The 23,679-nt window shown below is 72.8% G+C and carries 21 protein-coding genes, 1 tRNA gene and 1 pseudogene; 5 read left to right on the plus strand and 18 right to left on the minus strand.

Annotated features, from left to right (window positions below):
- Positions 1-15: 15 nt before the first annotated feature.
- On the minus strand, positions 16-219 hold the full coding sequence (locus tag ABT008_RS07155) for a hypothetical protein (RefSeq protein WP_350694395.1): 204 nt from the start codon (positions 217-219) through the stop codon (positions 16-18).
- A gap of 107 nt (positions 220-326) precedes the next feature.
- Here ABT008_RS07155 and ABT008_RS07160 point away from each other — a divergent pair, with 107 nt between their 5' ends.
- Entirely contained in the window at positions 327-974 is a 648-nt protein-coding gene (locus tag ABT008_RS07160; protein ID WP_350694397.1) for a hypothetical protein, read from the plus strand.
- A gap of 9 nt (positions 975-983) precedes the next feature.
- Here the strand turns inward: ABT008_RS07160 and ABT008_RS07165 are convergent, their stop codons facing one another.
- The 9 genes and pseudogenes from ABT008_RS07165 to ABT008_RS07205 all read right to left on the minus strand — a co-directional run bounded on the left by ABT008_RS07165 (position 984) and on the right by ABT008_RS07205 (position 11,219).
- Positions 984-1,160: a hypothetical protein gene (locus ABT008_RS07165; RefSeq protein ID WP_162854401.1), complete on the minus strand. Its 177-nt coding sequence runs from the start codon at positions 1,158-1,160 to the stop codon at positions 984-986.
- 69 nt (positions 1,161-1,229) lie between these two features.
- Positions 1,230-1,427, minus strand: coding sequence for a hypothetical protein (locus tag ABT008_RS07170; RefSeq protein WP_350694399.1), 198 nt, complete (start codon positions 1,425-1,427; stop codon positions 1,230-1,232).
- Positions 1,428-1,431: 4 nt separating this feature from the next.
- Positions 1,432-3,234 (minus strand): selenocysteine-specific translation elongation factor, encoded by a 1,803-nt coding sequence (selB, locus tag ABT008_RS07175; RefSeq protein ID WP_350694401.1) that lies wholly within the window; start codon positions 3,232-3,234, stop codon positions 1,432-1,434.
- Between the two features lie 2 nt (positions 3,235-3,236).
- A complete protein-coding gene (gene selA / locus ABT008_RS07180) occupies positions 3,237-4,544 on the minus strand; it encodes an L-seryl-tRNA(Sec) selenium transferase (protein ID WP_350694402.1) in 1,308 nt (435 codons plus the stop codon).
- 20 nt (positions 4,545-4,564) lie between these two features.
- Positions 4,565-4,660: transfer RNA gene (locus tag ABT008_RS07185), tRNA-Sec, on the minus strand.
- Positions 4,661-4,703: 43 nt separating this feature from the next.
- Positions 4,704-5,792 carry an NrfD/PsrC family molybdoenzyme membrane anchor subunit gene (gene nrfD, locus ABT008_RS07190; RefSeq protein ID WP_350694404.1) on the minus strand — a complete coding sequence of 363 codons (1,089 nt, stop codon included), beginning with the start codon at positions 5,790-5,792 and terminating at the stop codon, positions 4,704-4,706.
- Positions 5,789-6,880, minus strand: coding sequence for a 4Fe-4S dicluster domain-containing protein (locus tag ABT008_RS07195; protein WP_502890363.1), 1,092 nt, complete (start codon positions 6,878-6,880; stop codon positions 5,789-5,791). Before ABT008_RS07195 ends, nrfD begins: the two co-directional genes overlap by 4 nt.
- A pseudogene (fdh, locus tag ABT008_RS07200) lies at positions 6,864-10,170 on the minus strand (formate dehydrogenase); the annotation flags it as partial. The pseudogene fdh and the gene ABT008_RS07195, both read right to left, overlap by 17 nt.
- Positions 10,171-10,634: 464 nt before the next feature.
- Positions 10,635-11,219, minus strand: a complete 585-nt coding sequence (locus tag ABT008_RS07205; protein ID WP_350694407.1) for a hypothetical protein — start codon at positions 11,217-11,219, stop codon at positions 10,635-10,637.
- A gap of 580 nt (positions 11,220-11,799) precedes the next feature.
- On the opposite strand from ABT008_RS07205, the gene ABT008_RS07210 reads away from it, so the two are divergent.
- Both ABT008_RS07210 and ABT008_RS07215 read left to right on the plus strand, forming a co-directional pair.
- Positions 11,800-12,141, plus strand: a complete 342-nt coding sequence (locus tag ABT008_RS07210; protein WP_350694409.1) for a hypothetical protein — start codon at positions 11,800-11,802, stop codon at positions 12,139-12,141.
- Positions 12,138-12,800, plus strand: coding sequence for a nucleotidyl transferase AbiEii/AbiGii toxin family protein (locus ABT008_RS07215; protein WP_350694411.1), 663 nt, complete (start codon positions 12,138-12,140; stop codon positions 12,798-12,800). Before ABT008_RS07210 ends, ABT008_RS07215 begins: the two co-directional genes overlap by 4 nt.
- Before the next feature lie 118 nt (positions 12,801-12,918).
- On the opposite strand, the gene ABT008_RS07220 is transcribed toward ABT008_RS07215, so the two are convergent.
- The gene (locus tag ABT008_RS07220) at positions 12,919-13,821 is read right to left on the minus strand and encodes an SDR family oxidoreductase (RefSeq protein WP_350694412.1); all 903 of its coding nucleotides are present in this window, start codon (positions 13,819-13,821) and stop codon (positions 12,919-12,921) included.
- Between the two features lie 168 nt (positions 13,822-13,989).
- Positions 13,990-15,138: a geranylgeranyl reductase family protein gene (locus ABT008_RS07225; RefSeq protein WP_350694413.1), complete on the minus strand. Its 1,149-nt coding sequence runs from the start codon at positions 15,136-15,138 to the stop codon at positions 13,990-13,992.
- A 138-nt stretch (positions 15,139-15,276) separates the two neighbouring features.
- Here ABT008_RS07225 and ABT008_RS07230 point away from each other — a divergent pair, with 138 nt between their 5' ends.
- Both ABT008_RS07230 and ABT008_RS07235 read left to right on the plus strand, forming a co-directional pair.
- A complete protein-coding gene (locus ABT008_RS07230; protein WP_350694415.1) occupies positions 15,277-15,513 on the plus strand; it encodes a hypothetical protein in 237 nt (78 codons plus the stop codon).
- 57 nt (positions 15,514-15,570) lie between these two features.
- Positions 15,571-17,004: an MFS transporter gene (locus tag ABT008_RS07235; RefSeq protein WP_350694417.1), complete on the plus strand. Its 1,434-nt coding sequence runs from the start codon at positions 15,571-15,573 to the stop codon at positions 17,002-17,004.
- A gap of 151 nt (positions 17,005-17,155) precedes the next feature.
- On the opposite strand, the gene ABT008_RS07240 is transcribed toward ABT008_RS07235, so the two are convergent.
- The 6 genes from ABT008_RS07240 to ABT008_RS07265 form a co-directional block, all read right to left on the minus strand.
- Positions 17,156-17,740 (minus strand): hypothetical protein, encoded by a 585-nt coding sequence (locus tag ABT008_RS07240; RefSeq protein ID WP_350694419.1) that lies wholly within the window; start codon positions 17,738-17,740, stop codon positions 17,156-17,158.
- 703 nt (positions 17,741-18,443) lie between these two features.
- A complete protein-coding gene (locus tag ABT008_RS07245) occupies positions 18,444-19,142 on the minus strand; it encodes a hypothetical protein (RefSeq protein WP_350694420.1) in 699 nt (232 codons plus the stop codon).
- 205 nt (positions 19,143-19,347) lie between these two features.
- Positions 19,348-20,454 (minus strand): DUF3626 domain-containing protein, encoded by a 1,107-nt coding sequence (locus ABT008_RS07250; protein ID WP_350694422.1) that lies wholly within the window; start codon positions 20,452-20,454, stop codon positions 19,348-19,350.
- Between the two features lie 84 nt (positions 20,455-20,538).
- Positions 20,539-21,168 carry an MBL fold metallo-hydrolase gene (locus ABT008_RS07255; protein WP_350694423.1) on the minus strand — a complete coding sequence of 210 codons (630 nt, stop codon included), beginning with the start codon at positions 21,166-21,168 and terminating at the stop codon, positions 20,539-20,541.
- Positions 21,168-22,253 carry an S-(hydroxymethyl)mycothiol dehydrogenase gene (locus ABT008_RS07260; protein WP_350694424.1) on the minus strand — a complete coding sequence of 362 codons (1,086 nt, stop codon included), beginning with the start codon at positions 22,251-22,253 and terminating at the stop codon, positions 21,168-21,170. The genes ABT008_RS07255 and ABT008_RS07260 overlap by 1 nt, the downstream gene beginning before the upstream one ends.
- Positions 22,250-23,674, minus strand: coding sequence for an MFS transporter (locus ABT008_RS07265; RefSeq protein ID WP_350694426.1), 1,425 nt, complete (start codon positions 23,672-23,674; stop codon positions 22,250-22,252). Before ABT008_RS07265 ends, ABT008_RS07260 begins: the two co-directional genes overlap by 4 nt.
- Positions 23,675-23,679 lie beyond the last annotated feature (5 nt).

Here is a 23,679-nt window from a genome sequence, read left to right on the forward strand (position 1 = left end):
TACCGGTGCCGTGGGTCAACGTCGGTCGCTGTCGTCGTCGGCGACCGGCTGCTCGGTCGGGCCGTACCGGGACACCTGGCCCCGCGGCACGGGACGGCCGGCGTCACCCGACGAGGAGCCCCGGTGGGCCGGATGACCGGATGCCTGCGGCGCCTTGTTGTACTGGCTGGTGCCGCCGCGCTCGTTGCGGCGGAACTCCTCCTGCTGCGGGTTCGTCACGGTGTTCTCCCTTCCCTCGCCGACCGCATACCCGCCGCCGCGCACCGCATTCCGCGTCCCGGCCTGGGCACAGGGCTACTCCGGGCCACAACGGGTACTCCCGCGAGATGGGCGATCACCGCGAGATGGCACAGGCCCTGCTCACCCGCCGCACGTACGCCGAGGAGGCGGGGATCACCCTCGCCGACCGGCCCGCGCCGCTGTACCAACTGCTGGTGCTCGTCACGCTGCTGAGTACCCGGATCCGGGCCGGTGTGGCGGTGGCGGCGGCCCGGGAACTGTTCGCCGCCGGCTACCGCACCCCGCAGGCGATGGAGGCGGCTCACTGGCAGCAGCGCGTCGACGCGCTCGGACGCGGCCACTACCGCCGCTACGACGAGCGGACCGCCACGATGCTCGGCACCGGCGCCCGACTGTGCCTGGACCGATGGCACGGCGACCTGCGGCGGCTGCACCGGGAGGCGGGCGGCGACCGCACCGCTCTGCGCCGGCTGCTCACCGAGTTCCCCGGCATCGGGCCCACCGGGGCGGACATCTTCCTGCGCGAGGTGCAGAGCGTCTGGCCGGAGCTGCGCCCGTACGCCGACCGGCGGGCGGTCGCCGGCGCCAAGCGGCTCGGGCTGCCGGCCGCCCCGGACCGACTGGCCGGGTTGGTCGACGACGACGACTTCGGCCGGTTCGCCTCGGCGCTGGTGCGGGTGGCGCTCGGCGAGGAGTCGGCGGGGCAGCTCAACCGTCGTGTCGCGGCCCGCTGACCGGCGTCGTCAGGCGTCGCCGGGTTTGGTCAGGTGCCACACCAGCAGCGCGGCGAGCAGGGCCAGCACCACCAGACCCCCGGAGATCCCGCTGCCCTCGGTCTCCGACCGGCCGGTGGTGCCGAAGTAGATCACCGCGAGGCCGGCCAACACCGCGACGACCTTGCGGATACCTCGGTCCTTCATCCGTCGCACGATAGGGTCGACCGACCCCGGGATGCCGGTTTTAGCCCGCTCTGTCCCCCGACTGGGCGATCAGTCGGTCTCCAGGTCGTCCAGCGAGATCCTGTGGCTCATCAGCCAACGGGCCAGCGCCGACATCCCGAACAGCCACAGCGGCGCCGACTCGGTGGTGCCGTTGGTGGCGAAGATGGCGAACCTCAGGTCCGGCGCCCGGTACGCCTCGATCCGCCAGCGGTGCTGCCGGTCCCGCCAGACCGCGGAGGGGTCCATGGCGTCACGGTAGGCGTCCCGGACTCCCACCGGTCGGCGGATCGGCGCAATCCGCGTCGACCACCACCCGGGCGTCGTCCGGCAACCGGCGGGTGCGGCCCTGCCGGTCCAGCAGCTCCAGCAGCGGCACCGCCACCCGGCGGGTGGTGTCCAGCGCCTGCCGGGCGGCGCTGAGCGTGAACGGCTGTGGCAACCCGGCGAGCACCCGCACCGCCTGCTGCGGCGCGCCGGGCAGCAGCAGCACGTTGCCGGTCAGGCGCAGCAGCGCGCCGGCGCGTACCGCCGCGCCGATCTCGCGGACCCCGAGACCGACGGCGGCCAGTCGGTCGGCGTCCGGGGCCCGGAACGGGTACGTCACGAAGTCGTCGCGGACCATCGCCACCGCGCGGGCCACCGGTTCCGGCAGCGGATCCGCCCCGGCCACGCCGACCCGACCGGCGGCCAGCCGCAGCGGCGCCCGCACCAACGCCTCGACCAGCACCCGGTCGGGCAGGTCGAGCTGCCGGCGCAGCACCTCCACCGGGGCGCCCGGCTCCAGCGGATGCTCCCGGGCGTAGCGGGCCACCGCGTCGGCGAGCCGCCCGGCCAGCCGCGCCCAGTGGTCCGGATCGGCCAACCAGTCCCCCGCCACCGGGGCCACGTGCACCGGCACGCCCGCGCGAACCAGGTCCCCGGCCCGGACCAGGCCGCGTCGCCGCAGTTCACCGGCGAGATCCGGCCGACCGTCCAGGGTCGCCAGCACGGCCGCCCGGGCCGCGGCCGCACCCCGGCGACGCAACGGCGGCGGCAGCACGTCCAGCACGGTCACCCCACCGGCGACGTGGTGACGACCCGGGTCGCGCAGCAACGCCCGGTCGCCGACGAGCAGCGGCACCGGACGCCCCAACCGCAACCGGAGGGTGTCGCCGCCCAGCGGACGCACCCGCGCCGGCACGGCCGCCGCGCCCACGTGCAGGGTCAGCGTGGCCGGCAACTCGGCCACCGCGTCACCAGCCAGCCGCACGTCGACCAGGTCGGTCGACCGGAACCGGCCCGGGGTGAGCAGCGCGTCGCCGCGCCCGATCCGGTCCCGGGACACCCCGCGCAGGTTGACCGCCACCCGGGCGACCGGGTCGACGGTGTCGCGGGCCTCACCCAGGCGGTGCAGGCCACGCACCCGCACCGTCTCGCCGGTGCCGGCCAGTTCCAGCTCGTCCCCGACGCGCAGCCGGCCCGCGCCGAGGGTGCCGGTGACCACCGTGCCGCTGCCGCGCACCGTGAAGCTGCGGTCGACCCAGAGCCGCACCGGGGCCGCCCGGTCGGCGGACGGCATCCGGACGGCCAGCCGGTCCAGCGCGGCACGCAGCTCGGGCAGGCCGACGCCGGTGACCCCGCTGACCACCACCGCCTCCACCGCGCCCACCGTGGTCGACGCCAGTTCCGCCCGGGCCCGCGCCAACGCCGGCCCCGGATCGGCCAGGTCCGCGCGGGTCACCACGAGCAGGCCGTGCCGGACGCCGAGCGCGTCCAGGGCGGCCAGGTGCTCGGCGGACTGCGGCATCCAGCCCTCGTCGGCGGCGACGACCACCGCCACGGCGGGCACCGGACCCACTCCGGCCAGCATGTTCGGTACGAACCGTTCGTGGCCGGGTACGTCCACGAAGGCGACGGTGGCCCCGGAGGGCAACGTGGTCCAGGCGAAACCCAGGTCGATGGTCATGCCCCGGCGGCGTTCCTCCGCCCACCGGTCCGGTTCCATCCCGGTCAGCGCCCGCACCAGCGTCGACTTGCCGTGGTCGACGTGCCCGGCGGTGGCCACCACCAGCATGGTCAGTCGCCGTCCGCCACGGCCAGCACGCTGGCGCGGACGGTCGCGTCGGCGTGCTCCGGCACGCACCGCAGGTCCAGCAGCAGCCGGCCCCGCGCCACCCGGCCGAGCACCGGCGGGTCACCGGTGCGCAGCGGTCCGGCGTAGCGCTCCGGCAGGCTCAACGCCCAGGAGTCCAGCTCCACGCCGGGAGCACCGCCACCGCCCACCACGGCCACCGACGGCACCACGTCGGCCTTGCGGCCCTCGGCGGCCAGGGCGTCCCGCAGCCGCTCGGTGCGGGCCCGCAACACCGCCGCGTCGGCGTGCAGAGCGGTGCGGGTGGGGGTGGTGGCCGGGTCGCCGAGGGTCGCGGCGAGCGCGGCCAGGGTCAGCTTGTCCACCCGCAGCGCCCGGGCCAGCGGAGACCGCCGCAGCCGCTCCACCAGCGCGGCCGAGCCCAGCAGCAGCCCGGCCTGCGGGCCACCCAGCAACTTGTCGCCGCTGGCGGTGACCAGGTCCGCCCCGGCACGCAGGGTGGTCGCCGCGTCCGGCTCGTCGGGCAGCAGCGGATCGGGCGCGAGCAGACCCGACCCGATGTCCACCACCACCGGTACGCCGAGCCCGGCCAACCGCCGTACCGGCACCGCCGACGTGAAACCGGTGACCCGGAAGTTCGACGGATGCACCTTGAGCACGAAACCGGTCTCGGGACCGATCGCGGCGGCGTAGTCGGCCACCGTGGTGCGGTTGGTGGTGCCGACCTCCCGCAGCCGCGCCCCGGTGCTGGTCAGCAGGTCCGGCAGGCGGAACCCGTCCCCGATCTCGACCAGCTCGCCCCGGCTGACCACGATCTCGGCGTCGGCGGCCAGCGCGGTGGCGGCCAGCACCAGGGCGGCGGCACCGTTGTTCACCACGTGCACCGCCTCGGCCTCCGGCACGGCGGCGGCGAGCGCGTCGACGGCGTCGCGGCCCCGCCGGGCGCGTCGGCCGGTGCCCAGGTCAAGTTCGACGTCGGTGTGCCCGGCGGCGGCGACCACGGCGGCCACCGCCGCGTCGGAGAGCGCGGCCCGCCCGAGGTTGGTGTGCAGCAGGACACCGGTGGCGTTGAGCACCGCACGCGGGGCCGCCGACGGCAACGCGGCCAGCGCCTCGACGGGTACCGCCTCGGGGGTGATCTCGCCGCGCCGGGCCCGGTCCTGCGCCTGCCGGACGGCGGCCTTCACCCGGTCCCGGCCGAGGGCGGCGGCGGCCGCGACCAGCCGGGGATCGGCCAGCAGCGCGTCGGTACGCGGCACCCGGCGTCGCGGGTCGACGCCGCCGTCGCGCATCGCGTCATCTCCTCACCGTGTGGCGGAGACGGACGGGAATCGAACCCGCCTGGCCCGGATCCCGGACCACACCGGTGTTGAAGACCGGGAGGGGCACCAGCCGCCTGAACGCCTCCACCCAGCATTGGATCACAGCACGCGCCCGGCCGTACCGCCGAGTCACTGCTCGGTCGTCGACGCCTCACCGGCGCGCCGCGCCAGACGCTCCCGCTGCGGCAGCACCGTGTACTTCGGATCCCGGGCCGAGGCCACGCCCGCGTGGAACACCCCGAAGCGGGTCGCCACCGACGCGGCCAGCAACGCCGCGCCGGAGACCGCCGACAACACCCGGCTGCGGGCACCCAGCAGCGCCCCGGCCACCCCGGCCACGGTCAACGCCCGGCCGGCCCGCAACAACCGGCCGCCGCGACCGGTGCGGTACGGCTCACCGAGCAACCCCAGCCGGGTCTCCACCCGATGCGCGCCGAGCAGCTCCAGACCGGCACCGGCCACCGCCATCCGCCGCGCCGGACCGGCCTGCGCGGGCGGCACCGCGATCAGTCCCACCCCGGCGCCGCTGGCCAGGGCGCTGCCGGCGAAGACGAACGGCAGGTGCGGGTGCGCCTCGTGCCACGACGGCACGGCCGTGTCCGCCAGCAGCACCGCCGTGTACGTGCCCAGGGCCGGGGCGGTCACCGCGGCGGCCAGCCCGGCGGCGTGCCCCACCGGCGGCAACGCCCGACGGACCAGCCCCAGCGGACCCCGCTCGGGCAGCAGCGGCGCCGCCTCGGCGATCGCGGCCAACCCGGCCGCCGGCCCGTACGCGCTCAGGATCCACGTCCCCACCGACATCGGCGACGTCGGCTTCGCCACCCGCAGCATGTGGTGGAACCGCTCCGGCCGACCCAGGTCCTTGACCAGCAGGCCCGCACTGGCGGTGACCGCGACCAGCGCGGCGACCCGACCGACGCGGCGCAGCGCCGGACGGCCGGTCACCTGCCCACCCGCCGCCAGCAGCGACGAGCCGGCCGCCAGCCCACCGGTGAACAGGTACGCGGCGATCTCCCAGGTCCACACCGGCGGTTTCAGGATCGGCCGCCCGTAGTAGGAACGGAACTCCGCCCGGGGCACCGCCAACTCCTCGCCGCCGCGCCCACCACGCCCGCCGCGCCCACCACGCCCGTCGCGCCGACCGCCGGACCCGCCGCCGGACGCCTGGTCGCGGAAGCGGCGGAACCGGTCACCCACCTCCGGGTGCTGCGGGTTCACCGCCGGCCACCGAGGAACGCGCCGACCGCCACCGCCGCCATGGCCAGCGCGGCGACCCCGGCCCGCTGCCACATCCTCGGCAGGTCCCGGGTGGTGACCTGCGGGTCCGGTGGCAGGCCGTACACCTCCGGTTCGTCGAGCAGCAGGAAGAACGCGCCGTCGCCGCCGACCCCGTCGGCCGGGTCGTGACCGTAGAGCCGCGCCTCCGGCGCCCCCCGCTCGTGCAGCGTGGCGACCCGGGCGGCGGCGCGTTCCCGCAACTCGTCGAGCGGGCCGTACTGGATCGACTCGGTCGGGCACGCCTGCGCGCAGGCCGGCGTCATACCGGCGCCGATCCGGTCGTAGCACAGCGTGCACTTCCACACCCGGCCGTCGTCGACCCGCCGGTCGATGACGCCGTACGGGCAGGCCGAGACGCAGTAGCCGCAGCCGTTGCAGATGTCCTCCTGCACCACCACCGTGCCGAACTCGGTGCGGAACAGCGAACCGGTCGGGCAGACGTCCAGGCAGGCGGCGTGGGTGCAGTGCTTGCAGACGTCCGACATCATCAGCCAGCGGAAGTCCGACCGGCCCTGCGCGCTGCCGGTACGCCCCGGCGGGCCGGCGGCCGGCATCCCCAGGAACTCGGTCATCCGGGCGGCCGCCGCCGGATCACCCGGCGGCAGGCCGGGATCGGTGCCGGTCGGACTGCCGGTGCCGGTCGGGTTGCTCGTGCCGGTCGCGTTGCCGGTGCCGGCGGCGGTCGCCGCCGAGGCGGCGCTGACCGGGTCGCCGGTGGGCGTGCCAGCGAAAGGTGCGTCGCGGTGACCGGAGGGACGGGGCTGCTCCACGAAGGCCACGTGCCGCCAGGAGTTCGCGGTCAACGCGCCGGTGTTGTCGTACGACATGCCGAGCAGGTCCAGGCCGGAGGCCGGCACCCCGTTCCACTCCTTGCAGGCCACCTCGCACGCCTTGCAGCCGATACAGACGCTGGTGTCGGTGAAGAAACCCATCCGTGGGGGCGCGTCGACCCACCCGGACGCCGACGCCGGCTGGTACGCCGGGCTCGGCGTCGCGGGCAGGCCCGACCGGTGCTGCGGGTCGACCATCAGTGCTTCCCCTCCTCGTCGCCGGTCCCGGTCGGCGTGGTCGGCACACCGGGAGTGACCGCCGGCGGGGTGCTGCCCGGCACGATGCCGGCCCGGTCACCGTAGTCGCGGACCAGCTCGCGCAGGGCCACTCCGGTGGGACGCCGCCCCGGACGCACGTCACACGTGCCGATCTTGCTCTCCTGGATCAGCACGTTCGGGTCCAGGGTGATGCCGAACAGGTCGTTGGCCGAGTCGCCGGTGACCAGCCCCTCGTACCCGAAGTGGTACGGCAGCCAGAGCTGGTGGATCACCCGCCCATCCACCCGCAACGGCACGATCCGATCGGTGACCAGCACCTTCGCCTCGATCACCGCACGGGAGGTGACCAGGTGCGCCCAGCCCAGATGGGTCAGCCCGACCAGGCCGGCCAACTCCGGGGACACCTCCACGAACATCTCCGGCTGCAACTCCGCAAGCGGCCGTACGGTGCGGCTCATCCCGCCCGCCGTGTGGTGCTCGGTGAGCCGGCTGACCGTGAACACGTACGGGAAGACCTGACTGTGCGGCGCGGGCGGACTGGGGTTCGTCGGGTTGACCGGGTGCGCGTACATCTTGCGGGTCGGGTTGGCCTGTTGCGCGTAGAGCGGGTTGCGCACCGGGGACTCGGCCGGCTCGTAGTGGGTCGGCAACGGCCCGTCCAGCACACCGCTCGGCGCGTACAACCAGCCCTTCCCGTCGGACTGCATGACGAACGGGTCGTCCCCGGCCAGTGCCGCCGGACCGGTGGCACCCTCCGGCGGCCGGTACGACGGCGGTTTCGTCACCTCGAAGTCCGGCACGTCACGCCCGGTCCACCGGCCCGCCTCGTCGTCCCACCACACGTAGCGCTTCCGCTCGCTCCACGGCCGCCCCTGCGGATCCGCCGACGCCCGGTTGTAGAGCAGACGCCGGTTCGCCGGCCACGCCCACCCCCACTCGGCGGCCACCCAGTCCTGCTCGTGGCCGGGCCGCCGCCGGGCCGCCTGGTTCACCCCGTCGGCGTACACGCCGGTGTAGATCCAGCAGCCCACCGCGGTCGTACCGTCGTCACGGGCCTCGGCGAACGCGGACAGCGGGCGGCCGGTGGTGGTGTCGTACCCGTTGATCTCCCGCAGCACCGCCTCGGCGTCCGGCTCGTCGCGCGGGCCGTGCGTGGGGTAGTCCCACGCCAGGTCCAGCAGCGCCCGGTCGCGCGGCAGCGACGAACCCGCCAGCTTCTCCCGCAGCCGACGCCCCAGGTGATAGAAGAACCACAGCTCGGAGCGGGCGTCGCCGGGCGGCTCGACCGCCTTCTCCCGCCACTGCACCAGCCGCTGGGTCTGGGTGAACGTGCCCTCCTTCTCCACGTGCGAGGCGGCGGGCAGGAAGAACACCTCGGTGCGGCACTCCTGCGGCACGATCTCACCGGTGGCGACCTCGGGACCGCGCTGCCAGAAGGTCGCACTCTCGATCATGAACAGGTCGCGGACCACCAGCCAGTCCAGGTTGGCCATGCCGAGCCGCTGCGCCCGCCCGTGCGCCGACCCGACCGCCGGGTTCTGGCCGAGCAGGAAGTACCCCTTGATCTTGCCCGCCATCATGTCCAGCACCTGCTGGTACGTGCCGTGATCGCCGGTCAGCCGAGGCAGGTAGCCGTAACAGAAGTCGTTCTCCGGCGTCGCCGCGTCCCCCCAGTACGCCTTGAGCAGACTCGCCGCGTACGCGCGGGCGTGGCCCCAGAAACCCTTCTGCCCCGGATGCCGGATGCCGTCCACCCAGTCGTCGAACGTCACGTGCTTGGCGTGGTGCGGCATCGGCAGGTAGCCCGGCAGCAGGTTGAACAACGTCGGGATGTCCGTCGATCCCTGGATGCTGGCGTGCCCGCGCAGCGCCAACACCCCGCCACCCGGACGACCCACGTTGCCCAGCAGCAACTGGATGATCGCCCCGGTGCGGATGTACTGCACGCCCACGGTGTGCTGGGTCCACCCCACCGAATAGATCAGGCACCCGGTCCGCTCCCGGCCCGAGTTCTCCGTCCAGGCCCGGGCCAACTCCAGGAACCTCTCCCGGGGCAGGCCACACACCCGCTCCACCATCTCCGGCGTGTAGCGGGCGAAGTGCCGCTTGAGGATCTGGTAGACGCAGCGCGGATGTTGCAGCGTCTCGTCCCGGTCGGTCCGACCCGCCACCGGCGCACCGTGCGACTCGTGGCGCAGCCCCGCGGCGGTGTCCCGCTCGTCGGCGGTGCCACCGCTGCCCGAGTCGCCCTCGTGGCCCGCGTACTGCCAACTGTCCTGCACGTAGCTGCCGGTCTCCGGGTCCCACCCGGAGAACAGCCCCTCGGCGTCCTCGGCGTCGACGAAGTCGTCACTGACGATCGTCGCCGCGTTGGTGTACGCCAGCACGTACTCCCGGAAGTCCAACTCGTTGGCGAGGATGTGGTTCACCACCGCACCCAGCAGCACGATGTCCGTGCCCGCCCGGATCGGCAGGTACGCGTCGGCGACCGCGCTGGTCCGGGTGAACCGAGGATCGACGTGGAAGACCTTCGCCCCGCGCTTCTTCGCCTCCATCACCCACTGGAAGCCCACCGGATGGGCCTCGGCCATGTTCGAGCCCTGGATGACGATGACGTCAGCGTTCGCCACGTCCTGTTGGAAGACCGTCGCACCACCGCGACCGAAACTGGCTCCCAGACCGGGAACCGTGGCGGAGTGTCAAATCCGGGCCTGGTTCTCGATCTGCAACGCGCCCGCCGCGGTGAACAACTTCTTGATGAGGTAGTTCTCCTCGTTGTCCAGCGTCGCCCCACCCAGGCTGGCGAAGCCCAGCGTGCGGTTCAACGGACGGCCCTGCGCGTCGACGTCCTCCCAGGTCTCGGCCCGCGCGGCCAGCACCCGATCCGCGATCATGTCCAGCGCGGTATCGAGGTCGAGGTCCTCCCACTCGGTCCCGTACGGCCGGCGGTACCGCACCGTCGTCTGCCGCAACGGACTGGTCACCAGACTCTTGCTGGCCGCACCCTTCGGGCAGAGCCGTCCCCGGGAGATCGGGCTGTCCGGGTCGCCCTCGATCTGCGTCACCCGGCCGTCACGGACGAAGACCCGCTGACCACACCCCACCGCGCAGTACGGGCAGACCGACCTGGCCACCTCGTCGGCGTCCTCGGTGCGGGCGGTGAGCCCGGCGCTGCGCGCGGACTGGGCGGCGGCACCTCGACCCAGCGGGTCGGTGCCGGTGAGCTGCCGGTACACCGGCCACCCCAGCAGCACGTCCCGCAGTCCCACGCCCGCCTCCTCGGTCCCCGCTCTGTCCTGACCTTAGGCCAGCACCGGCAGGTAGGCGAGCGGGGCGGCAGAACCGACTCGGAACGGACGTCGCCCCCGACCCGTATCGGGCCGGGGGCGACGGTGGGTGTCGGTGTGCAGGTCGCCTCTCGGCGAGTGGCGCGACGCGGCTCCAGCCGAACGGTATTCCGCGACGGCGATATAGGTGAGGCCCGGGGACACTGGATCACACCGACGCTCGGTACAACCGACCCACGCCCACTCTTGTTCCCCCTCCCCCACCTTTCCAACCCCTCGCCCTGCTGTTGTGTAAGGAGGGGTCCCCTGCTATCGCCTGGTGTATAGGAAGGGACCCCTCCTAACATCTCCGCCACAGCAGACGCAGACGCCGCCGGCCGGCACCCCGGGTTGCGGGTGCCGGCCAGCGGCGTTGTTGCTTCCCCTGATTCGAGGAAAGTCTGCGGTTAGCTGTTCCAGTGTGCGGCGACCAGGTCAGCGGCCTGCTGCTCCCACTGCGCGTAGTGGTCGGGGAACGCCGACACCTGCACCGTCTGGGCGGCCACGGTCAGCGGCATGTCCTGCCAACCGTCGACCTGCTTCAGGCCCTTGAGGAAGGCGAGGGTGGAGTACTCGGGGTCGGTGATCTGCTCGACCGTGCCCCAACCCGAGGACGGGCGCTGCTGGAACAAGCCCTGCGAGTCGTGGTCGTTGCGGTCACCGAGGTGGCCCAGGTTCTCCAGCTTCGACTCCTGAAACGCGGTACCGATCGCGATCACCGCGGCACGCTCGTCCATACCGGCCTTCTTGGTAGCGGCGATGATGGCCTTCGCGTTGGCGACCTGCTCGTCGTCCAGATCGATGCGGGACTGGGCGCCCTGCACACCATGCGGAATCAACTTGCCCGTGTCGGGCTTGTCCGCCTGCACCGCCACCACCGAGGTCGCGACGGGGGTGGCGTCGGCCTGCGTAATCGGGCCGGCGAACACACCACCGGCGAACGCGAGACCAGCAACACCGAGAACGCTCTTACGCAGCAGCTTCGAGTTCATCACAAGCTCCATTCGGGGGTAGACGCCACCAGCCCAAGGGGGGACAGACAGGCGACGCGAACGCCGTCAGGCGCTAAGAAGAAGAGGGGAACCGACGCACCAGATCCGAGGGGGTCAGCGGGCCGTGCGGCGTCGGGTCGATGCACAACCACCTGCCGGGCCGGACCATTCCCCGGGGGAGGGTATCCGGGAGGCCCTTGCGGCGTCGGGATCACAACCACCGACCCGGCCACATCATTCCCGGGACCAACCACGAGCCCTCACGGCGTCGCGACCAGGTACAACGACCGACCGAGCCAGGCCATTCCGGCATCCGCCCACCAGCGTGGGGTCCTGCTCGGCCAGCCACCGGTTACAACGCCACCGACCCCACCCCGATTCCGCCCAGGCGTACCCGAGATTCGGACATTCGACGCGCCGAGGCTGAGATAGGCATACCCATCCACGGCATCCGTACCGCCTCGGAGCACCCGTACCCCTGCCTTTTTAGGGCGTCGCGCGGGCCGGGTGAGCGGGCGTTCCGGCAGGTGGGTGAAGCTCGTGGGTTCGATACGGGATCGGCTGGGGTTACCCTGACAGCATGCAGGCGGTCTCCCCCACCACGTCCGGCGTGGCCTTTCTGGCCCGGCCCGGTCGACCCACCCTGGTGACCGGGACGTTGACCGAGCTGCGCGGACCCACCCGGGGCGTGGTCGAGCTGCCGGTCCGCCTGATGTGGTGCGCCGACCGCGCCTTCGACCTGGCCGACCACGACCAGTTGCTCTGGATGTACGAGAACGTCCTGCGGGAGACCACAAACGTCGACGACCTGCGCAGTCTCGTCGACGGCTGGACGTTGCGGCGCGTGTGGCGACAGTTGAACCTGCCACGGGGCGTACGGCTGGCCTGGGAGACCCGGCACCGGGGTCTCCGATCGGCGTGACCGGACGACCGCACCCGCACGAGTTCTACCGCGAGGTGGCCCGGGTGGCGCTGGACGTCGCCGGGCCACACCGCTTCGTCCTCGGCGGCGGGGTCGCGTGGGCCGCGTACGGGCTGGTCACCCGCCCCACCGAGGACGTCGACCTGTTCGCGGACGTGGAGGGCGCGGCGGCGGCAGCGGCGACCGGGGTGCGGGAGGCGCTGGAGGCAGCGGGGTTCGAGGTGGCCGACGCGGACCCGGACAGTGACCTCGGCGGCCTCTTCGAGGGCTTCGACCGGGACATGCGGGACTTCGTGGTCGCCCGGAACGGCCGGCAGATCCGGCTCAGCCTGGCGCGGCTGGACCGACACCGTAGCCCGGTGGTGATGGAGTTCGGGCCGGTGATGGACGTCCGCGACCTGATCGCCAACAAGACCGCCGCCCTGGTCAACCGGCGGGAGGTACGCGACTACATCGACGTCGCCTCCGCGTTGGAGCATCGCTCCGTGGACGAGCTGCTGGGGTTGGCCCGGCAACTCGATCCGGCGCTCGACGACGAGGACGTACGGGAGGCCGGGCGCTACCTCGACCGGATCCCGAACGGGCGGTTCGCCCGGTATGGCCTCGGCCCGGCCGACATCGACCGGATCCGCCGACACCTGGCCGCCTGGCCCCGCTGACTCACCCGACGTCCGCGCCGTGCCCAGCGGGCGATGGCCGCCTCCGGCGCCGGGGTTTCGTGTTAGGAAGGGTCCCCTGCTATGCACGAGGCGTTAGCAGGGGACCCTTCCTTGCACCTCACTTGGTGAAGCGGCCGCCCGTGACGCCGAGGATCTCGCCGGTGATGAAGCTCGACTCCTGCGAGGCGAAGAAGACGTACGCGGGCGCCAACTCGGCGGGCTGACCGGGCCGGCCGACCGGCGTGTCCTGGCCGAACTGCTTGACCTTCTCCTCCGGCATGGTCGCCGGGATCAGCGGGGTCCAGATCGGCCCCGGCGCGACCGCGTTCACCCGGATACCCCGGTCCACCACGTCGGCGGCGAGCGCCTTGGTGAAGTTCGCGATCGCCGCCTTGGTAGTGGCGTAGTCCAGCAGCTGCGGCGACGGGTCGAACGCCTGGATCGACGAGGTGTTGATGATCGTCGCGCCGTCGCCCATGTGCGGCAGGGCCGCCTTGCACAGCCAGAACATCGCGTACAGGTTGGTCTTGAAGACCCGGTCGAACTGCTCGGTGCTGATGCCCGCGATGCCCTTCTCCTGGGCCATCTGGTAGGCCGCGTTGTTGACCAGGATGTCGATGCCGCCGAGGTCGCTGACCGCCCGCTCGATCAGCGTCTCGCAGTTGCGTTCATCGGCGATGTCGCCGCGAATCGCGATCCCCCTGCGGCCGGCGGCCTCGATCAGCCGTACGGTCTCCCGGGCGTCGGCGTCCTCCTCCTCGCCGAGGTACGAGATCAGCACGTCCGCGCCCTCGCGGGCGTAGGCGATCGCCACCGCCCGCCCGATGCCGGAGTCACCGCCGGTGATCACCGCCTTCTTGCCGTCGAGCTTGCCGGTGCCCCGGTACGTCTTCTCGCCGTGGTCCGGCTCGGGCGCCATCTCGTCGGTCCGCCCCGGCGGCGACTGCTGCTGGCTCGGCTGACCCGACTGCTGGCCGTACTGCTCGGTCGGGTCCTGCGGGGTGTGCTGGTTCTGGCTCACGGGTGTCTCCTCGGTGCGCTGACGGATGCCCTCATCGATCGCCCTACCCGACGTCGGTGGCCGGAAACAGCTGGGCACTCGTGAGACTGGCGTGCTTCTCGAGGCACTGTTCCGGTGCGGCGACGCTCACCCTCGCTAGGGCATCCTAGGATCCTGGTAGAAAAGGGATCAAGGGGCGGCGGGGGTACGCGGTCGGGGCAGCCGGGCGGCCACCGCCAGGGCCAACCGCACCGGCGCCTGGGCGACCAACTCGTCGAAACCGGCCTGCCCGGAGCAGAACCGGGTGAACGCGCGCCAGCCCGGTGGCGTCGCGATCGCCGCGTGCAGGATCTCCGGCCGCCGGGCGAACGCGTCGAGCAGGCGGTACCCGGCCCGCATGGACGGCACCAGCCGCTGGGCCACCGCCCGTTCGTAGCCGACCAGATCCCCGTCCACGACCGCGTCACCGGCCAGCTCGCCGGAGCGCAGGGCGTAGCTGATCCCCTCCCGGGTCCAGGGTTCCAGCAGGCCGGCGGCGTCCCCGGCGACCAGCACCCGCCCGCGCCGCAACGGCGAGTCCTCCGCCCGGCAACGGGTCAGGTGCCCCGAGTCGTGCGCCGGACGGATCCCGGCCAGGCCGAGCCGGTCCACGAACCGGCGTAGGTACTCACGGGTCCGGTCCCCCTCGCCGCGACCGGCGATCACCCCCACCGTCAGCCGGTCGCCCTTGGGGAACACCCAGCCGTACGACCCGGGCAGCGGACCCCAGTCGAGCAGTACCCGGTGTCGCCACTGATCCTGCTGCGCCGGCGGCACCGGCAACTCCAACTCCAATCCGAGATCCACCTGCCGGTGCCGCACCCCGACGTGCCGGCCGCTGACCCCGGAAGAGCCGTCGGCACCGACCACGGTCCGGGCCAGCACCGTGTCGCCGTCGGCCAGCCGCAGGCGTACCACCTCGGGGGTCTGATCGAGCGCGCGAACCGCGACCCGCTCGCGGACCTCCGCGCCGACCGCCACCGCAGCGGCCCGCAACCGGTCGTCGAACTCCTCCCGGCGCACCATGCTCACCAGCGGACCGTCCCGGTGCCGGCGGGTGAGCGCGCGTCGCCCGTCCAGGGTGAAGGTGACCCGGTCGACGACGTCGTGGGCGGGTACCTCGATCCGACCGGCCACGGCGGCGAGCGAGACACCCGTCAAGCCACCGCCGCACGTCTTGTACCGGGGGTGCGCGGCCCGTTCGAGGACCAGGGTGCGTACCCCTCGCCGGGCGGCGGTGTAGGCGGCGGAGAGGCCGGCGGGACCGCCGCCGATCACCACGAGTTCCCAGACGGTCACCGCAGCAGCCTAGGTCAGCCGCGACGCCGTGTGGGGGGCGGCGCGCCACCCCCGTCCGGGGTGCATCTTCGTCGCCGCGCCGGGTAAGCGCCCGACGCAGACCGCCCGTGACCGGCGGTGGAGCCCTAGGAGGAAGCCATGCAGCAGGTCCAGCTGTCGGACGTCGAGGCTCGGGTGTACGACGCGGTGGCGGCCCTGGAGGTACGCGGACAGGTCCCCTACCCCGACCTGATCGCCCAGGAGTGCGGCCTCACCGAGGAGGAGTTGCAGACCCCGCTGCACCTGCTCACCGAGAAGAACCTGTTGCACCGGGAGGACTCGCCGATGGCCGGGCTCGACTTCGGCCCACGCTTCTGCGCCCAGCAGCTCACCTGACGTCGTGGGTCCCGCACCGGGGCCGCGCCGGACGACGCCGATCGGGACAGGGGGACGATGAGTTCCACCGGCCCCGACACGTACGACGACCGGCGACGCTGGCAGGCCCTCGGCGTCGGGCTGGTCGCGGCGTTCATGACGCTGCTCGACATCAGCATCGTCAACGTGGCCATCCCGTCGCTGGACCGGGCCCTGAACGCCGGGCCGAGCGACCTGCAGTGGGTGCTATCCGGGTACGCGTTGACCTTCGGTCTGGTGCTGGTGCCGGCCGGCCGGTTCGGTGACGTGCACGGCCGGCGCAACGCCTTCGTGTTCGGCATCGCCCTGTTCACCGTGACCAGCGCCCTCGCCGGACTCGCCCAGTCACCCGGCTGGCTGGTCGCCGCCCGACTGCTCCAGGGCGCCGCCGCCGGTCTGGTGAACCCGCAGGTGACCGGCCTCATCCAGCAACTGTTCCAGGGGCCGGAACGAGCCCGACCGTTCGGGCTGCTCGGCGCCACCATCGGCATCTCCACCGCAATCGGACCGCTGCTCGGCGGCCTGCTGATCGCCGCCGGTGGCCCCGAACACGGCTGGCGGTGGGTCTTCTTCGTCAACGTGCCGGTCGGCATCGTCGCGGTGATCCTCGGCTGGCGGCTGCTGCCCCGCCACCCGATCGGCCAGGTGGTACGCCGTCGCCCCGACCCGGTCGGCGTGGTGCTGCTCGGCGTCGGCGTGACCCTGGTGCTGCTGCCGCTGGTGCAGCGGGAACAGTGGCACGGCCCGGCCAAGTGGCTGCTGCTCCCCGCCGGCCTGGTCACCCTGGTCGGTTTCGCACTCTGGGAGCGGCGGTACGCACGCCAGGGCCCACCCCTGTTCGACGTACGCCTGTTCACCCGCCAGTCGTACGCGCTGGGTTCGCTGATCGCGTTGATCTACTTCGGTGGCTTCACCGCGATCTTCTTCATCTTCACGCTGTACCTGCAGAACGGACGCGGTTACAGCGCACTGGTCGCCGGTCTGGCGATCACCCCGTTCGCCCTCGGGTCGGCCGTCGCCTCGGCCGTCGGCGGGCGGATCGTCAACCGCTTCGGTCGACCGCTGGTCGCCGTCGGGCTGCTCGCCGTGGTGGTCGGGCTCGGTCTGGTCGCGCTCGCCATCCAGCTGGCGCCGCACGCGCCCGTGCCCTGGGTGACCGCGGCGCCGCTGCTGCTGGCAGGGCTGGGCAGCGGCCTGGTGATCGCCCCCAACCAGACGCTGACCCTGTCACAGGTGCCGGTCCCGCAGGCGGGCAGCGGCGCGGGCATGCTCCAGACCGGTCAGCGCATCGGTTCGGCGGCCGGGATCGCCGCCGTCGGCGCGGTCTTCTTCTCGGTCGTGGCCAGCGGGAACGACGCTTGGTCGAAAGCCTTCGAGCGGTCCCTGCTGGTGTCCGCCGGCATCATCGCCCTGGCGCTGGTCGTAGCCCTCGTCGACATCGCCCGCCACCACCGCCGTCGGGGTGGGGTGTAAGGAGGGGTCCCCTGCTAACGCCTGGTGCATAGGAAGGGACCCCTCCTAACATCTCCGCCACCGCAGACGCAGACGCCGCCGGCCGGCACCCCGGGTTGCGGGTACCGGCCAGCGGCGTTGTTGCTCCCCCTGATTCGAGGAAAGTCTGCGGTCAGCTGTTCCAGTGCTCGGCGACCAGGTCAGCGGCCTGCTGCTCCCACTGCGCGTAGTGGTCGGGGAACGCCGACACCTGCACCGTCTGGGCGGCCACGGTCAGCGGCATGTCCTGCCAACCGTCCACCTGCTTCAAACCCTTCAAGAAGGCGAGGGTGGAGTACTCGGGGTCGGTGATCTGCTCCACCGTGCCCCAACCACTGGACGGACGCTGCTGGAACAGACCCTGCGAGTCGTGATCGTTGCGGTCACCCAGATGACCCAGGTTCTCCAACTTCGACTCCTGAAACGCCGTACCGATCGCGATCACCGCGGCACGCTCATCCATACCGGCCTTCTTCGTCGCCGCGATGATGGCCTTCGCGTTGGCGACCTGCTCGTCGTCCAGATCGATGCGGGACTGGGCGCCCTGCACACCATGCGGAATCAACTTGCCCGTGTCCGGCTTGTCCGCCTGCACCGCAACGGGCGAGGTGGCGACGGGGACGGCGTCAGCCTGACCGATCGGGCCGGCGAACACACCACCAGCAAACGCCAGACCAGCAACACCCAGAACACTCTTACGCAGCAGCTTCGAGTTCATCACAAGCTCCATTCGGGGGTAGACGCCACCCACCGGGGGAAGGGGTGACGCGAACGCCGTCAGGCGCTAAGAAGAAGAGGGGAACCGACGCACCAGATCCGAGGGGATTCACCGGACCAGGCTTACGGCGCCGGGTCGATGCACAACCACCTGCCGGGCCGGACCATTCCCCGGGGGAGGGATATCCGGAAGGCCCTGAGGGATATCCGGGAGATCCTTGCGGCGTCGGGATCACAACCACCGACCCGGCCACATCATTCCCGGGACCAACCACGAGCCCTCGCGGCCTCGGGACCAGGTATAACGACCGACCGGGCCAGGTCATTCCGGCATCCGCCCACCACCCGCCAGCGGGGTGAGGTCCTGCTCGGCCAGCCACCGGTTACAACGCCACCGACCCCACCCCGATTCCGCCGCGCACCCGCCCACCCGAACCCGAGAACCGGACATCCGGCCACGTCCGGGACGGACCTGCCCTCAGCTTCCCGGGTAGCGGCTCGATCTGCCTCGCCCCGCCGACCTCCCGGTTGACCAAGAGGTTTTAGTGCGGACACGACAGACATCCCGACTCAAACTTCTTGATCAACGAGGCGATCGCGGGGACGGGGGCGATCGCGGGGACGGGGGCGATCGCGGGGACGGGCGCGGGGTGGGGATGGGACGGCCGGCCCCTTGGTGGGGCCGGCCGGTGTGTCGGAGGGTGTCACCAGAGCTGGGTGACGATGTCCGCCGACTGCTCCTCCCACTGCGCGTAGTGGAACGGGTACGCCGACACCTGCACCGTCTGCGCGGCCGTGGTCAGCGGCAGATCCTGCCAGCCGCCGACGTTCTTGAGGGCCTCGAAGAACACCGTCGAGGAGTACTCGGGGTCGGTGATCTGGTCCACGCTGCCCCAGCCGGTGGACGGGCGCTGCTGGAACAGGCCCTGGGAGTCGTGGTCGTTGTACGCGCCCAGGTGGCCGAGGTTGTAGAGCTTCGACTCCTGAAGTGCGGTGGCGATGCCGATGACCGCGCCCCGCTCGCCGACGCCGGTCTCCTTGGCGACCTCGATGATGGTCTTGGCGTTCTGGCGCTGGGCGTTGTCGAGGGGAACCCGCGACTGGGCGCCCTGCACCCCGTGCGGGATCAGGTCGTCGCGGCTGGGCTTGCCGGCTCGGGGCTTGTCGGTGCTGCCGCCGGTGGTCAGGCCGGACTCGACGGTGACGCCGCTGGAGTTGCGTCCGGTGGCCTTGTCGATGGCGGCCACGGCGCCCTGGTGCGGGCCGGCGGTGATCGGCGCGGCCACGGCGGTGGGGCCGAGGGCCAGCCCGGCGAGGGCGGTCACGCCCACCACGCTCAGAGTGGTCTTCCGGTTCGGGTTCGTCGCGATGGCCGGGAGCCATCGAGTGAAGTCCAGCTTCACGATGGTTGCCCTTTCGATCGTACGAGCCGCTCGGGGTGAGCCGCTCTCGGGGGAACTGCCGCCGGTCGGGGTGTGGATGCCGGCGCTATGGGGAACACAACCCACCCGACGTGTCGGTCATTCCGGGCATGCCCGAGATGCCCGACGGCGTGACCCGGGTCACGCGCGAGACCCGGATCTCCGGTGCCAGAACCGAACAGAAGACTCAGACCTCGTACGGGGTGCCGAAGCGGACCAGGACGTGCCAGATCTGCTTGAGGTGTTGCAGCGTCTCGGCCGTGGACCCGCGATCGGCCCAACGGCCGGGGTCGGTGACCACCGAGGCGGCGGCCCGACCGATCAGCGCGGCGTGCACCGGCTCCCCCGACCCGGCGAACTCGGCGTGCACCCGGGCTGCCAGCGGCGGGATGGCCGGCCCCCGGAACTCGGCGTCGACCCGGTCCACCGGCAGGGCGAACCCGGCGTGCCAGCGCAGCGGGAAGCCGTACCGCTCGGCGGCGGACGCGAGGGTGACGCCGGTCGCGGTGCCCCGGAACGAGGGGTCGACCACCAGTTCGCGTACGTCCCGGGCCAGCGTGACCGGCCCGTGCACCTGCGCCTCGACGTAGTCGTCCAGCGCACGGCCGGCGCTGCGGGACACGGTGTCGGCCTCCCCGCGGCGGCGCAGCAACTCCTCGACCAGGGTCAGCACGTCCGTGCCCGGCCGCCCCAACGTGCTGCCGGTGTCGACGGTCGCCGTGAGCAGCGCCGCCAGCACCGGTTCGACCACGTCGACGGTGCCGACGTCCCGTGGGCCGAGGTGGCTGTCGCCGAGACAGAACGTGGTGCGGGTCAGCACCTCGGGGCGCAGCCGCAGGTGACACGAGCCGAAGCGCGGGCACGCGCCGTCCGGGTGGTCGAGCAGGTTCAGGCCGCCGTACTTCGGGCGGTCCGCCGGGCGCACACCCGGTCGCTGGTACGCGCCGCCGAACAGTCGCCGTTCCCACCGGTCCCGGTCGCCGCCCGGGTACGCGCTGAGCCCGCCGTTGGAGATGCCCGTCTCGAACTGGCTGCGGTAGACGCCCTCGGTGGCGAGCGCCTCGGCCACCGTCCGCCCGTCGGCGAGCAGTCGGTCGGGGTGGAAGTTGAGCGTCACGCGCCCGGCCCGGCCGAACGCGGACACCAGGCGTTCCGGATCGTGCCGGACGCCGCTGCCGGCCAGCGCCCGACCGATCCGGGCCAACGCGGCGGGACGGTCGCCCAACGCCACCTGCCGGACGTGGCGCAGCGCCGCACTCTGGGCGGCGGTCAGCGCGGCTCGCGGGACGGACATCCGCCGAGTGTGGCCAGGCCGACGGGCCGACGCCAACTCGTACCCGGCCGCAGGGGCGGCGAGGACACCCCTGCGGCCGTCAGGTCAGTGGCCCCGGGCCAGCCACTCGGATAGCTGGGGGGCCTCCGCGCCGATGGTGGTGCTGTCGCCGTGGCCGGTGTGCACCACGGTCTGTGGCGGCAGCGTGAGCAGCCGGTCCCGGATCGAGTCGACGATGGTGCCGAAGTCGCTGTACGAGCGGCCGGTGGCGCCCGGTCCGCCGGCGAACAGGGTGTCGCCGGTGAACACCACGTCGAGGTCGGCGGCGTACAGGCAGCAGGCGCCGGGGCTGTGCCCGGGAGTGTGCAGCACGGTCAGCGTGGTGCCGGCCACCGTGATCGCCTCGCCGTCGGCGAGCGGGCCGCCGGGTGCCTCGTCGGGGTGCACCATGTCCCAGAGCACCCGGTCGGCGGGGTGCAGCAGCACGGGCGCGCCGGTGACGCGGGACAGCTCCGGGGCGACGCGGACGTGGTCGTCGTGGGCGTGGGTGGCGATGATCGCGGTGACCCGGCGTCCGGCGACCACGGCGAGGATCGCGTCCACGTCGTGCGGGGCGTCGACGACGACGCATTCGGTGTCGTCGCCGATCACCCAGACGTTGTTGTCGACGTGGAAGGTCTGTCCGTCCAGGGAGAAGGTGCCGGAGGTGACGGTGTGGTCGATCCGGGCGGCCATCAGAAGACCACCACCGAGCGAAGGACGTCGCCGCGGTGCATCCGGGCGAACGCCTCCTCGACGCCGTCGAGCGGGATCTCCTCGGTGACGAAGGCGTCCAGGTCGAGGCGGCCCTGGAGATAGAGCTCGGTCAGCATCGGGAAGTCGCGGCTGGGTAGGCAGTCGCCGTACCAGCTCGACTTCAGCGCACCGCCCCGGCCGAAGACGTCCAGCAGGGGCAGCTCGATCCGCATGTCGGGGGTGGGTACGCCGACCAGCACGACGGTGCCGGCCAGGTCGCGGGCGTAGAAGGCCTGCTTCCAGGTCTCCGGACCACCGACGGCGTCGATCACTACGTCGGCGCCGAAGCCGCCGGTGGCGGCCTGGATCTCGGCCACCGGGTCGGACTCGGAGGCGTTGACGGTGTGGGTGGCGCCGAAGCGGCGGGCCCAGTCGAGCTTGCGGGAGTCGGTGTCCACCGCGATGATCGTCGTCGCGCCGGCCAGGGCGGCACCGGCGACCGCCGCGTCCCCGACGCCACCGCAGCCGATCACGGCCACCGAGTCGCCCCGGGTCACGTTGCCGGTGTTCATGGCCGCGCCGAGACCGGCCATCACGCCGCAGCCGAGCAGCCCGACGGCGGCCGGGCGGGCCGCCTGGTCCACCTTGGTGCACTGGCCGGCGTGCACCAGCGTCTTCTCCGCGAACGCGCCGATGCCCAGGGCCGGGGCGAGTTCGGTGCCGTCGACCAGGGTCATCTTCTGGGCGGCGTTGTGGGTGGCGAAGCAGTACCAGGGGCGACCCCGTCGGCAGGCCCGGCACACGCCGCAGACGGCCCGCCAGTTGAGGATCACGAAATCGCCCGGCGCGACCGCGTCGACTCCGGCACCGACCTGTTCGACGATGCCCGCCGCCTCGTGGCCGAGCAGGAACGGGTAGTCGTCGTTGATGCCGCCCTCGCGGTAGTGCAGGTCGGTGTGGCAGACCCCGCAGGACTGCACGCGTACCACCGCCTCGCCGGGCCCCGGGTCGGGTACGACGATGTCGGTGACCTCGACGGGCGCGCCCTTGCTCCGCGAGATGACTCCCTTGACCTGCTGGCTCACGCTCTCCTCCTCGTCCGCACCGACGCGAAGCGCCGCCGCCGTTGCGCCGCGACGTCGCCGGTGGGGCGGCGACGCGCGCGGTCACTCCCGCTGGCGAACCTACCTGCGGGCGGGCGGCTGGGCACAGCTTCGGCGCGGGTCGCCGCCGGTCGGTGCCCGCCCTGGTCGCGGCGGGCGGCGTTGCGCCAGCGCAGCACCTGCACCACGCCGAGCGCCCAGAGCACGTACTGCGCCGAGAAGGCCCAGCGGTACGCGGTCAGGTCGGGGGCGGCCTGGCCCGCCGGGGTGACCAGGTCCAACACCACCCCGACGGTGAGCACCAGCGTGATCGAGGCGACGAAGCCGCCGACGTTGACGATCCCGGCGGCGCTGCCGAGGCGGCTGACCGGGTTGAAGGTCCGGGCGTAGTCGAGGCCGATCATCGAGCCGGGGCCGCTGAGGGCCAGCACCAGCACCAGCGTGACGAGCAGCCAGCCGGGTGCCCGGCCCGGCCAGGCGAGCAGCACCGTCCAGACGGTGGCGGTGACGCCGACGACGGTGAAGACCAGCACCGAGCGGTGCTGCGGGTGGCGGGCGCACAGATGCGCGACCAGCGGCGCGGTCAGCAGCATGCCCAACGTCAGGACGGTGAGCAGGGAGGCGGCGGCGGTCGGGCTGAGGCCCTGCCCCTGCACCAGGAACGGGAAGCCCCAGAGCAGGGCGAAGACGGTGCCGGAGAACTGGGTGACGAAGTGGGTCCAGAGCCCGAGCCGGGTGCCCGGGTGCGCCCAGGCGGCGGCGAGCCGCCCACCGCCGGAGGCGGGGGTGGGTACGGCGGGCCGGTGCGGGGTGTCCCGGACGGCGGCGACCGTCACCAGCAGCACGGCCGCGCCGCCGCCGGCGGCGGTGAGGAAGGCGGTGGTCCAGCCGGTGTGGTGCAGCAGCGTCACCAGCGGTACGGCGGCGAGGACCGCGCCGAGCTGGCCGAGCGTCCCGGTCAACTGGACCAGCAGCGGGTTGCGGCGGCCCGGGAACCAGAACGCGATCAGGCGCAGCACGCTGATGAAGCTCATCGCGTCGCCGAGACCGATCAGGACGCGGGCCGCCACGGCCAGGCGTACGTCGGTGACCAGGGCGAAGGCGAGCTGACCGGCGACCATCAGGACGCCGCCGGTGATCAGGAGCCGGCGCGAGCCGTACCGGTCGAGGAGCATCCCGACCGGCACCTGCATCACCGCGTACACGGCGAGTTGGGCGACGGTGAGGGTGGCCAGGGTGGCGGCGCTGATGTCGAAGCGTTGCGCCGCCTCCACCCCGGTCACGCCGAGGGAGGTGCGGTGGAAGATCGACGCGATGTACGCGCTGAGCGCCACCGCCCAGACCAGCACGGCCCGTCCGGGGGGCGCCGGCAGTGGGGCCGGCCCGACGCTGGACGCGCTCACGAGGA

The sequence above is a fragment of the Micromonospora sp. NPDC002389 genome (genome assembly GCF_040296095.1).
In the GTDB taxonomy this organism is placed as follows: domain Bacteria; phylum Actinomycetota; class Actinomycetes; order Mycobacteriales; family Micromonosporaceae; genus Micromonospora.

Coding starts and splice junctions, on each gene's coding strand:
- selB (WP_350694401.1), bottom strand. CDS start 3,234: ATGCTGGTGGTGGCCACCGCCGGGCACGTCGACCACGGCAAGTCGACG.
- ABT008_RS07250 (WP_350694422.1), bottom strand. CDS start 20,454: ATGTCCGTCCCGCGAGCCGCGCTGACCGCCGCCCAGAGTGCGGCGCTG.
- ABT008_RS07235 (WP_350694417.1), top strand. CDS start 15,571: ATGAGTTCCACCGGCCCCGACACGTACGACGACCGGCGACGCTGGCAG.
- ABT008_RS07165 (WP_162854401.1), bottom strand. CDS start 1,160: ATGAAGGACCGAGGTATCCGCAAGGTCGTCGCGGTGTTGGCCGGCCTC.
- ABT008_RS07205 (WP_350694407.1), bottom strand. CDS start 11,219: ATGAACTCGAAGCTGCTGCGTAAGAGCGTTCTCGGTGTTGCTGGTCTC.
- ABT008_RS07230 (WP_350694415.1), top strand. CDS start 15,277: ATGCAGCAGGTCCAGCTGTCGGACGTCGAGGCTCGGGTGTACGACGCG.
- ABT008_RS07170 (WP_350694399.1), bottom strand. CDS start 1,427: ATGGACCCCTCCGCGGTCTGGCGGGACCGGCAGCACCGCTGGCGGATC.
- ABT008_RS07160 (WP_350694397.1), top strand. CDS start 327: ATGGGCGATCACCGCGAGATGGCACAGGCCCTGCTCACCCGCCGCACG.
- ABT008_RS07210 (WP_350694409.1), top strand. CDS start 11,800: ATGCAGGCGGTCTCCCCCACCACGTCCGGCGTGGCCTTTCTGGCCCGG.
- ABT008_RS07240 (WP_350694419.1), bottom strand. CDS start 17,740: ATGAACTCGAAGCTGCTGCGTAAGAGTGTTCTGGGTGTTGCTGGTCTG.
- ABT008_RS07255 (WP_350694423.1), bottom strand. CDS start 21,168: ATGGCCGCCCGGATCGACCACACCGTCACCTCCGGCACCTTCTCCCTG.
- ABT008_RS07195 (WP_502890363.1), bottom strand. CDS start 6,880: ATGGTCGACCCGCAGCACCGGTCGGGCCTGCCCGCGACGCCGAGCCCG.
- selA (WP_350694402.1), bottom strand. CDS start 4,544: ATGCGCGACGGCGGCGTCGACCCGCGACGCCGGGTGCCGCGTACCGAC.